Origin of the sequence: Tahibacter sp. (genome assembly GCF_035481375.1) — a bacterium.
Taxonomy (GTDB): Bacteria; Pseudomonadota; Gammaproteobacteria; order Xanthomonadales; family Rhodanobacteraceae; genus Tahibacter.
Map to the genome: position 1 here is coordinate 1 of NZ_DATIGT010000209.1, position 3,103 is coordinate 3,103.

Genomic DNA, 3,103 nt, shown 5'->3' on the forward strand with positions numbered 1-3,103 from the left:
GTACCGCGACGACCAGCACCGCGTGATTTCGCGCGAGGTGCTGGCGCGCAAGGTCGCGATGGCCGTCGCGATGGCCGAGTACTACCTCGGCCGGCCCATCCGCAACGTGCTCGACGTCGGCTGCGGCGAAGGCGCCTGGCATGCGCCGCTGCACGCGCTGCGGCCCGATGCGCGCTATCTCGGCCTCGATTCGAGCGAATACGCGATCGCGCTGGGGCCGCACGCGCAATCTGCGCCTCGCGACGTTCGGTCAGCTCGAACACCTGCGCTTCGACGAACGCTTCGACCTCATCGTCTGCGCGGACATGCTGCACTACGTGCGCGGCGCGGAACTGCGCCGCGGTCTCTCGGGCATCGTGGACCAGCTCGAAGGACTGGCCTTCATCGAGGTGTATACGGCGCGCGACAAGCTCGTCGGCGATCTCGACGGCTTCCACCGCCGCACGCCGCGCTGGTATCGGCAGACCTTCGCCGAGGCCGGGCTGCTGTCGGTCGGTTCCATGGGCTGGGTCGGACCGCGCCAGGCGCCGTGGGTCACCGCAATGGAAGCGGCCGCCGACTGACCGTCTCCGGAAAGACGAACGCCGCGCCGCAGATTGAGCGGTCTGCGGCGCGGCGTTCCAGGGCGTGCCGCGCACCGGGGGGTATTAGGGGGGATGGGAGCGGCACGCCGTACCCGGACGCGAATACGCTGCGGAACGTCGCAACGGATTCGCATTTTCCCGATTCGGCAACGATTTCGATCTTTGTACAAATAACCAAGCAACAAAAGCCAGGCCGTGCGCGTATGTGCATTTCGTCACTCACGCGCCATGTCGCGCTGCAGCATGCCACCGAAGAAGCACGCTGCGGCGGTTTTTCCGGATCCGGTTACTCCAGTCCGTCGGCGAACAGGCGATCGGCCGCGTAGACGAAAACGCCGCCCATGCCGGTCAATGCATAGACGCGCGCGTCGGCGCCGACCTGCACGCGCGTTGCCGTCGTCGGCAGGTCCCAGTGCTGCAGGCGCAGCGGCTGGGCCGGGTTCGCGAAGCTGACTTCGTCGAGGCCGGTGCCGCTCGCGATGAACGCGCGGTCGCCCTGCAGCGCGACGCTGTTGCCGGCATCGGCGTAGGTGCCGAGCTGCTGCGGCTGCGCCGGGTTCGTCAGGTCGACGTAGTGCGCGGTCTCGCCGCAGGCGACCAGCGCGCGCCGGCCGTTCGTGCTGACCGCGACGTCGCGCACCGTGCCGCAGCCGGCGTAGCTGCCGACCGGCGACGGCGCGCCCGCGGCGATGTTCATGACGAGCAGGCCGCCGCCCTTGCTGCCGAACTGCGCTTCGTCGGCGACGTACAGGTAGTCGCCGTGCAGCGCGAGGCGCAGCACCTTGCTGGTCGTCTGCGCGCCGAGTACCTGCGGCTGCGCCGCGTTCGTCACGTCGAGCGCGACGACTTCGCCGCCGTTGGTCGAACGGCCGACCCAGGCGCGGTTGCCGCGCGCCGCGATCGCGGTCGCGAACGGGTATTCCCAGTAGCCCAGTTGTTGCGGTGCGGAAGGATTCGTGAGGTCGGCGATGATCAGGCCGCTGCCCCAGCTCGTGAGGTAGGCGCGATTGCCGTCGACGGCGAGCTGCTCGAACGCGCGGCCCTGCAGCGACGGATCGAGACTGGTCTCAAAGCGCGCGAGCGGCGCGAGATCGGCCGCATCCGCCACGTTGAGCCCGTAGGCATTGCCGAGCAGCAGCGCGCGATCGCCGCGGACGCTGACGTCGTAGGCCGCCGTGCCGGCCGGCAGCATCGCCTCGCTGCGCTGCACCGGCGTCGCCGGCTGGGTCGCGTCGATGCGCACGAAGCGATCGGCGCGCGTGGCGAGGAACGCGTCGCCGTCGAGTGCCGCGGTCGCATCGGTCGCGAACGTGCCGATCGTCGAGTGGCCGACCGAGGTCGGCTGGTCGGGATTCGAGACGTTCCAGATGTCGAGGCCGTCGAGGCCGAGGCTCCAGGCGTGATTGCCGAGCACGATGCCTTCGTAGGCGACCGGCGAATCGACGCGGCCGCGCGGCACGATGTTGGCCGGATTGCTGATGTCGCTGATGTTCACGGCGAGGCCGAAGCCGTAGGCGAACGGCGGCTGCACCTTGAGGCGGAAATTGTCGTAGCCGTCGAGCGACGCGCTGCCGACCTGCTGCGGCGCGAGCGGCGTGGTCAGGTCGAAGATCGCCAGCGCCGTGCTGGACAGAAACGTCCGGCCTACCGTGTAGAGGTGATTGCCGGCCGCATAGACCTGATCGTAGTTGCCCCAGCCGGTGTTGACGTGCGTGAAGGTCGGCACGGCCGGGCTCGTCAGCGGGCTCGCGAACACGCCCTGTTCGTTGTCGAACACGTACAGGTGATTCGCCGCGACGGCGATGCCGCCGGCGAACAGGAACTCGGCGTCGCTGTAGGCGTATTGGCCCAGCAGCTGCGGCACGTTGCGGTCGGCGATCGAATAGACCGCGACGCCGGAGTCCTCGGTCGCGTAGCCGCGGTAGCTCGCATACAGATAGTCGCCGGAGCGGGCCAGTGCGTTGATGACGCCCTGCACCGGTGTCGCGCGGCTGTCGCCGGTCGGCGTCAGCGAGCCGTCGCCGCCGCGATTCCAGGCGGTGACCGTGCTGCCGGTCGCGAGATAGACGTGGCTGCCGTCGGCCAGCGGCGCGCTGACGCTGCCGCCGCGGGAGAACAGGAACGTGGCGGCCGCCGGCGGCTCGGCCGCGGCGGCGGTGGCGAAGAAAGACAGAATCAGTGCGGCAGACGCTTTCATGGACACTCCAGGCAGGAATTGCAGCCGGGGCAGTGTCGATACGCGGGCGTTCGCCCGCATTCGTTGCATGCTCGTTTCACATGCGTGAACGATTCGATGGGCGTTGGGGCGGTTGCGTGATTGCGTGCGAAGGCCTATCCGTTTGCGATCCTCTCCCCCGAGCTTGCTCGGGGGAGAGGGGAGCAGGCGCGGGTTCCCACGTTTTGCGGATCTCCGGAAGCAGGCAGCGCTCCGCGTGGCTCCACCGGTTCCCGATTTCCCCTCACGGCACCGCCCGCTCTCCCGCGAGCTCGCGCGCACGCCGCTGCGCCGCGTCGAGCGC

2 protein-coding genes are annotated in these 3,103 nt (G+C 69.2%); one reads left to right on the forward strand and one right to left on the reverse strand.

Going from position 1 to position 3,103, the window contains the following annotated elements:
- Positions 1-140 precede the first annotated feature (140 nt).
- Positions 141-563, forward strand: a complete 423-nt coding sequence (locus tag VLF18_RS13805; protein WP_325280210.1) for a class I SAM-dependent methyltransferase — start codon at positions 141-143, stop codon at positions 561-563.
- A gap of 307 nt (positions 564-870) precedes the next feature.
- Here the strand turns inward: VLF18_RS13805 and VLF18_RS13810 are convergent, their stop codons facing one another.
- A complete protein-coding gene (locus VLF18_RS13810) occupies positions 871-2,781 on the reverse strand; it encodes a hypothetical protein (protein WP_325280211.1) in 1,911 nt (636 codons plus the stop codon).
- Positions 2,782-3,103: the final 322 nt, after the last annotated feature.

Coding starts and splice junctions, on each gene's coding strand:
- VLF18_RS13805 (WP_325280210.1), top strand. CDS start 141: ATGCGCCGCTGCACGCGCTGCGGCCCGATGCGCGCTATCTCGGCCTCG.
- VLF18_RS13810 (WP_325280211.1), bottom strand. CDS start 2,781: ATGAAAGCGTCTGCCGCACTGATTCTGTCTTTCTTCGCCACCGCCGCC.